This is a genomic window from Pseudomonas sp. NPDC090233 (assembly GCF_044772285.1).
Classification (GTDB): Bacteria; Pseudomonadota; Gammaproteobacteria; order Pseudomonadales; family Pseudomonadaceae; genus Aquipseudomonas.
Window position 1 is genome coordinate 22,281 of sequence record NZ_JBIVYQ010000013.1, and the last position, 6,008, is coordinate 28,288.

The 6,008-nt window shown below is 58.8% G+C and carries 8 protein-coding genes; 2 read left to right on the forward strand and 6 right to left on the reverse strand.

Annotated elements, in window-relative coordinates:
- Positions 1–5: 5 nt before the first annotated feature.
- The 4 genes from ACIQUF_RS25255 to flgA all read right to left on the reverse strand — a co-directional run bounded on the left by ACIQUF_RS25255 (position 6) and on the right by flgA (position 2,564).
- On the reverse strand, positions 6–749 hold the full coding sequence (locus tag ACIQUF_RS25255; protein WP_403136458.1) for a flagellar brake protein: 744 nt from the start codon (positions 747–749) through the stop codon (positions 6–8).
- Between the two features lie 80 nt (positions 750–829).
- Positions 830–1,297: a flagella synthesis protein FlgN gene (locus tag ACIQUF_RS25260; RefSeq protein WP_400795189.1), complete on the reverse strand. Its 468-nt coding sequence runs from the start codon at positions 1,295–1,297 to the stop codon at positions 830–832.
- A 49-nt stretch (positions 1,298–1,346) separates the two neighbouring features.
- Positions 1,347–1,661, reverse strand: a complete 315-nt coding sequence (flgM, locus tag ACIQUF_RS25265) for a flagellar biosynthesis anti-sigma factor FlgM (RefSeq protein WP_400795187.1) — start codon at positions 1,659–1,661, stop codon at positions 1,347–1,349.
- Positions 1,662–1,811: 150 nt separating this feature from the next.
- Complete coding sequence (flgA, locus tag ACIQUF_RS25270; RefSeq protein ID WP_403136460.1) at positions 1,812–2,564, reverse strand: flagellar basal body P-ring formation chaperone FlgA; 753 nt, start codon at positions 2,562–2,564, stop codon at positions 1,812–1,814.
- A gap of 78 nt (positions 2,565–2,642) precedes the next feature.
- Here flgA and ACIQUF_RS25275 point away from each other — a divergent pair, with 78 nt between their 5' ends.
- Positions 2,643–3,572, forward strand: coding sequence for a chemotaxis protein CheV (locus ACIQUF_RS25275; RefSeq protein ID WP_403136462.1), 930 nt, complete (start codon positions 2,643–2,645; stop codon positions 3,570–3,572).
- A gap of 51 nt (positions 3,573–3,623) precedes the next feature.
- On the forward strand, positions 3,624–4,451 hold the full coding sequence (gene cheR, locus ACIQUF_RS25280; RefSeq protein ID WP_400795181.1) for a protein-glutamate O-methyltransferase CheR: 828 nt from the start codon (positions 3,624–3,626) through the stop codon (positions 4,449–4,451).
- Between the two features lie 79 nt (positions 4,452–4,530).
- Here cheR and ACIQUF_RS25285 read toward each other — a convergent pair whose 3' ends face one another.
- Together ACIQUF_RS25285 and ACIQUF_RS25290 are read right to left on the reverse strand one after the other, a co-directional pair.
- A complete protein-coding gene (locus ACIQUF_RS25285) occupies positions 4,531–5,298 on the reverse strand; it encodes a DUF6708 domain-containing protein (RefSeq protein ID WP_403136464.1) in 768 nt (255 codons plus the stop codon).
- A complete protein-coding gene (locus ACIQUF_RS25290) occupies positions 5,295–5,891 on the reverse strand; it encodes a hypothetical protein (RefSeq protein ID WP_403136465.1) in 597 nt (198 codons plus the stop codon). The genes ACIQUF_RS25285 and ACIQUF_RS25290 overlap by 4 nt, the downstream gene beginning before the upstream one ends.
- Between the last annotated feature and the right edge of the window lie 117 nt (positions 5,892–6,008).

Consider the following 6,008-nt stretch of genomic DNA (forward strand, 5'->3'; position numbering starts at 1 on the left):
AACGATCAGTAATCGTCTTTATCGAACCGCCGCGCCTCACGCTGCAGCTGGTACACAAAGCTCTCGATCTTGCGCTGCGCCTGCCCATTGAGGTTATGGAAGCGCACGCCGGCAAAGGTGGTATTGATGCGTTCTTCATGGTGCAGGTGACGCAGCTCGACCATCGTGTCGACCAGCCCCAGCGGGTTACCGGCCTTGAAACGCTCGTACACCTGGCCCAGTTGCAGGCGGTCTTCGACATTGCCGTCGAAGCGCAGCTTGCAGCCGGTGGCGGAGATATCCAGCAGCTTGCCGCGCAGGGCGCCATTGCCCTTGAGGTGGGTGCCGTCGAGGATCACATCGACCAGCTGTGACAGCTTCAGCGCGGCGCGGAAGGCATTGCGGCGCTGGTGGTAGGTCATCTCTTCGGGCATGGCGCCGCGGTAGGAACGATGGCCGTCGACCTCGGTGACCTTCAGTTCATGGTTGCATTCCCAGGCGATGCGCACGCCATCATGGAAACCTTCGACGCGGAACGGTTCGCCGTTCTCGATGTACTTTTCGCCATCGCGCGGGATCATCTCGTCCAGCGCCAGGGTATTGCTGTCACGGTCCACGTGCACCACGTAGCTCTGGAACCGCTGGCTGCGCTCATGGAAAGTGATGATCAGAGGGTCGTGGCTGTCCTGCAGCTGGCGCAGGTTGGCCGCGATCTCCAAAGGCGTGTTCAGCACCTTCGGCGGTTGCGGGGCATCGGTCTCATTGAACACGGGTTATCAATCTCCAGGCAAAAACGGCACACGCAAGTAACGGCATTTTGCCAGTATGTTCCGTGCCTTGATAGAACTAATCACACTTGGCTGAGCGCCCGGGGCTTGGCCAGTGGTGAAGTGGCGCCACGGCTGTCGTAGAGCGACGGCGAATCGCCGCCCATGAGGATTCTGATCTGGTTGGCCGTGACGTGCTGCTGAACCTGGATGATCCGGCCATTGGTCTCGTTGACCTTCTGGCAGGCGTCCATCAACTGGGTCAGCGCATTGAGCTGCTGCATGATCACTTCACCATTGGGCGACTGCGCGGCCACCGCCTGTACCCCGGCACGGTCGGCGCTGAGGCCGAGGCTGGCGAGCAGGTTGTTGCGACGGATGCCTTGCTGCTCCAGCAGGACGATCAGCGACTGCTTGCGGGCCAGAATGCCCTCCAGCGGTGCCATGTCGCGGCCGTGCAGGGCGACTGCCTCCTGCTGCAGCAGGTCGAGCAGTTCCTGGGTCGGGGCGATGTCGTCTTCGATCAGTTGCAGCAATGTGATGTCGTGCATGGCTAACTCTTGGCTTTTCTAGCGTCCGTGAAGTCAGCGCGCCGAACGGTCAGCGCTGGGCTTCGAAATCGAGCAGTTTGCTGGCGACCCGGCCGGCATCGACCTGGTAGCTGCCATCGGCGATCGCCTGTTTCAACTGTGCCACGCGGGCATTGTCGACAACGGGCTGGTCGCGCAGCTTGTCGCTGATCTTCTGCAACTGCTGGGCCTCTTGGCTGAGGTGTACCGCTTCTCCGCTGGCGCTGGCGCTTTTCGGCGCTTCACCGGTTTCGCCGGGCTTGTCGGCGGTGCCGGGTGCGGCATTGCCGCGAACGCCGCCCGTAATGGACGGAGAGTTATTCAAACGACTGAAGTCGATGACCATGATCAGAAACCTCTGGGTATTTGGACGCTTACCTTGTTTTCGGCCAGCCCGAAAGAAACTTTAGGCACAAATGCTCACGCCTGTCGGCAAGCTCGCGAACCCGTGTTCTGACACAGTTTAGGAAAAGCGGTTCCACACTGCCAGCTGAATCTACATGGCCACCTCGACCTGTCCAGGGCCGGTAACCCGGGCCTTCACCACCCGTTGCGAATTGAGGTTGCGCACGCGGATCTGTTCGTTCTGGCCGCCTTTGCTCAAGGCCTCGCCGGGCATGCGCACGCTGAGGCTGCCGCTACGGGCAGTGATCACCACGTGGTCGCCCTTGCGCACCACTTCAGCCTGCTCCAGGTGTTGCGGAGTCAGTACCTGGTCGATCACGGTCGGGCGCAGCATCTTCATGCCCACGGCCTGATCAAGCTCGCTGAGAAAACCCTGGGTGAGGGTGCCGACATCGCGTTCGCGCAGGGCCACGTCATTTTCACCGACGATATCCTGGCGCCTGAGCGGGCGGGTCACCACCACCACGTCGCGGAACAGGCGCACGGTTGCCGGCACGAATATGGTCCACGGTGCGCTGCCATCGCAGCGTACCCGCACGGTGACTCGGCCCAGGGGTTGTGCCGGGCTTTCCAGCGAGGCGTCCAGCTGCTGGCTGCACAGGGGCATGCGCAGGCGCGGGTCCAGCGGGTTGACCTGAATCTCGTAGCGTCCCGGCGTCTGGGTGGTTGCCAGGTAATCCTCGACGGTGAATTCAAGAAACCCTTGGGTGACACCGATAAGCTGTTCAGGCAAGGTAACCGCGTCCGCCAGCGCACGCGCGCCGGGTGCCAGCAGGCAGAGCATGGCCAGCGAGCCGCTCAGCAGGCGCGTCAGTCGTCGGAAAATTGTCGTTTTCATGTGCATGGCGCTCAAAAAAGCAAAGCCCGTGCCGACTCGCTGTAGGAGTGGCTACGAAATGGCACAAAGAAGAAGGAGTCAGGCATGGCGGGGGTAATGGATTCAGTCAACCAGCGCACACAGCTGGTTGGGCAGAATCGCCTGGAATTGCTGCTGTTCCGCCTCAATGGCGCGCAGCTGTACGGCATCAACGTGTTCAAGGTTCGCGAGGTGTTGCAGTGCCCGGAGCTGACCGTGCTGCCCAAGTCCCACCCGGTGGTGCGCGGTGTGGCCAACATTCGCGGGGCAACCATCCCGATCCTCGACCTGTCGATGGCCACCGGGCTGCCCGGGTTGCAGGAAGATACACGCAATAGCTTCGTGATCATCACCGAGTACAACACCAAGACCCAGGGTTTTCTGGTGCATTCGGTCGAGCGCATCGTCAACATGAACTGGGAGGCGATCCATCCGCCACCCAAGGGCACTGGCCGTGACCACTACCTGACAGCGGTCACCCGGGTGGACGACCGAATGGTCGAGATCATCGACGTGGAGAAGGTACTGGCCGAGGTGGCGCCGTCGTCAGAGCAGGTGTCAGTTGGCGTGGTCGATGCCGAGACCCAGGACAAGGCCGTGCTGCTGCGGGTGCTGACCGTCGACGACTCGTCGGTGGCGCGCAAACAGGTCAGCCGCTGCCTGCAGACCGTTGGCGTGGACGTGGTGGCGCTCAACGACGGCCGTCAGGCCCTGGACTACCTGCGCAAGCTGGTGGACGAGGGCAAGAAGCCGGAAGAAGAGTTCCTGATGATGATTTCCGACATTGAAATGCCGGAAATGGACGGCTACACGCTGACGGCGGAGATCCGCAGCGATCCACGCATGCAAAAATTGCACATCTGCCTGCATACTTCGCTGTCCGGGGTATTTAACCAAGCGATGGTGAAGAAAGTCGGCGCCGATGACTTCCTGGCCAAGTTCAAGCCGGACGACCTGGCCCAGCGCGTGGTCGACCGGATCAAGGCAACGCATTGAAGCCGCCGGGGGCTCGCTCCCGGCACCAGTGATTGAAAAGAGGCCGCAGTAGTGTCTACGGGTAATTTGGATTTCGAACAGTTCCGGGTCTTCCTGGAGAAAGCCTGTGGCATCCTGCTGGGCGAGAATAAGCAGTACCTGGTGGCCAGCCGCCTGAACAAGCTGATGGAGCAGCAGGGCATCAAGAGCCTGGGCGAACTGGTGCAACGCATCCAGGCCCAGCCGCGTGGCGGCCTGCGCGAGCAGGTGGTGGATGCGATGACCACCAACGAAACCCTGTGGTTTCGCGACACCTACCCGTTCGAAGTGCTGAAGAACAAGGTCATCCCCGAGTTCATCAAGAACAATCCCGGCCAGCGCCTGCGCATGTGGTCGGCGGCCTGTTCGTCGGGGCAGGAGCCGTATTCCATTTCGATGGCCATCGACGAGTTCGAGCGCGGCAACCTGGGCCAGTTGAAGATGGGCGCGCAGATCGTCGCCACCGACTTGTCCGGTTCGATGCTGAACAACTGCAAGACCGGGGAGTACGACAGCCTGGCGATTGCCCGCGGTTTGTCCCAGGAGCGGCTGCAGCGCTACTTCGACACCAAAGGGCCAGGGCGTTGGGCGGTCAAGCCGGCGATTCGCAGCCGTGTTGAATTCCGCTCTTTCAACCTGCTCGATAGCTATGCGGCGTTGGGCAAGTTCGACATCGTGTTCTGCCGCAATGTGCTGATCTATTTCTCGGCGCAGGTGAAGAAGGACATTCTGCTGCGAATTCACAGCACCCTGAAGCCGGGTGGGTATCTGTTCCTGGGGGCCTCTGAGGCGCTGAATGGGTTGCCGGATCATTATCAGATGGTTCAGTGCAGTCCGGGGATCATCTACCAGGCCAAGTAAGGCTTTGTATAAAGGCCGGTATTGAAAGATGCCGGCCTTTTTTTTGCCTGTAATGTTGCCCAGTCACCGACGCTGCCGCTTACGGTGCTGTTCTTGACTCTTGGTCCATGTCCGCAGGCCAGGCGACTTCAGGGGCGAGACGTAATGCGACCTCACACCAGAGGACGTCGTTATGGTCTTTCGGTGGCCCAGGCGGGGGGAGTGCGGATGGGCCTTTTTGCATGTAGGTGCACACGTAGGCCCAGAGGTATTCGTCAGCGCACATTGTGCTGAGGCGGAAGCGGTCGATGACATTGTTAGTACCTGGCTCAATGATGGAGAGCATGACTCCCCATTTGAATATCACTCCGCCATTGAGTGCGCCGACTTGTGACCAGTGTTCGGCGCGTACTTGGGACCAGTCATAGCTTACAGGTACCACTTCCCATTTTTCGAAGGGGTTCCACCATCGATGTTGGAAGTTGTAGGCGTAGATTTTTTGGCGGGCACGGTTGAAACGGATGGGTTCGTCCCGTGGTGGTGAGATGTCGACACGGAGTGTAAAAAGCGTTATCCAAGCACTTATTAAGATCATAAGAGGGCCAATAATCATGAAGACACTATCGTTTTCGCGGTAAGCATCTAGAATCATTCCTGGAATGCTAAGTGTGAACAATGCACAAGGTAGTGTGAAAAGAGACATCAGTCCCCGTGCGGATGTGATTGGGCGCGATATCTCAAGATAAATATCGTCTTGGTGGTTTGGCGTCTTGTTTCCTAATGACGCTTCGATGGCTGGTGCGTCATAAGGAGTAGGAAGGTCTTGCTTCCATCCCGTGCACGGAGGATTTAGTAGTGGGCGCGTCATAAGATATCTCTCCAGGAGGCATTAATTTTGTCCTCAATTACCACAAGTTTCGCGATGGCTGAATGGTCATGCTTGTCGGGCCAATAGATGACTGTGAGTACAAGGGCGTTGATGTAGTGGTCGTCTTTCAAAGGGTGCGAGTTGTAGATTGTGAGCGCACCATTTTTGGTGTCGTGACTTACTTCAGGGCTTTTTAGGTTGGACTCCGCGAATGCTGAGGAAATCTCGCCTGTAGTGATAAGGTTCGCGGTTTGAGCGCTATCGCCAGAAAGGACTATTTGCTTGCCACTTGAGCCTGGTTCGAAAAGGCTGAGGCTCCACTGGTAATAAGAATTTTCGCTGCTAAAGCTGGGAAGGTATAGGTGGTAGTTAAGTACGAAGCGTGCGGGGATCGCAGTGCCGTCACTGATTATTGTTCCGCCAGTTTCTGAAGTAGGAATGTGGTGTGAGTTGTCGAATTTGATGTCTACTGAGGCGCTGGCGCTCACGCCGAGAACTGCTGCGTTGAGTGCACCGATCGCAGCATCCAGTTCGCCGGGCTCGCTCCATTGTCTGTAACGCTCCGGCAACCCCCACATATTGGCCGATGGCATCCTGCACCGGCTTGATCATCAGCAGCTTGCCTTCCTCACTGCCGCTGATGGCCTTGACGGCGTCGTAGACCTTGCCCAGGTCATCGCCGGACAGGGCCTTGGCCAGTTGCTGCAGCA

Coding starts and splice junctions, on each gene's coding strand:
- ACIQUF_RS25285 (WP_403136464.1), bottom strand. CDS start 5,298: ATGACGCGCCCACTACTAAATCCTCCGTGCACGGGATGGAAGCAAGAC.
- ACIQUF_RS25290 (WP_403136465.1), bottom strand. CDS start 5,891: ATGCCATCGGCCAATATGTGGGGGTTGCCGGAGCGTTACAGACAATGG.
- flgA (WP_403136460.1), bottom strand. CDS start 2,564: ATGCACATGAAAACGACAATTTTCCGACGACTGACGCGCCTGCTGAGC.
- flgM (WP_400795187.1), bottom strand. CDS start 1,661: ATGGTCATCGACTTCAGTCGTTTGAATAACTCTCCGTCCATTACGGGC.
- ACIQUF_RS25260 (WP_400795189.1), bottom strand. CDS start 1,297: ATGCACGACATCACATTGCTGCAACTGATCGAAGACGACATCGCCCCG.
- ACIQUF_RS25275 (WP_403136462.1), top strand. CDS start 2,643: ATGGCGGGGGTAATGGATTCAGTCAACCAGCGCACACAGCTGGTTGGG.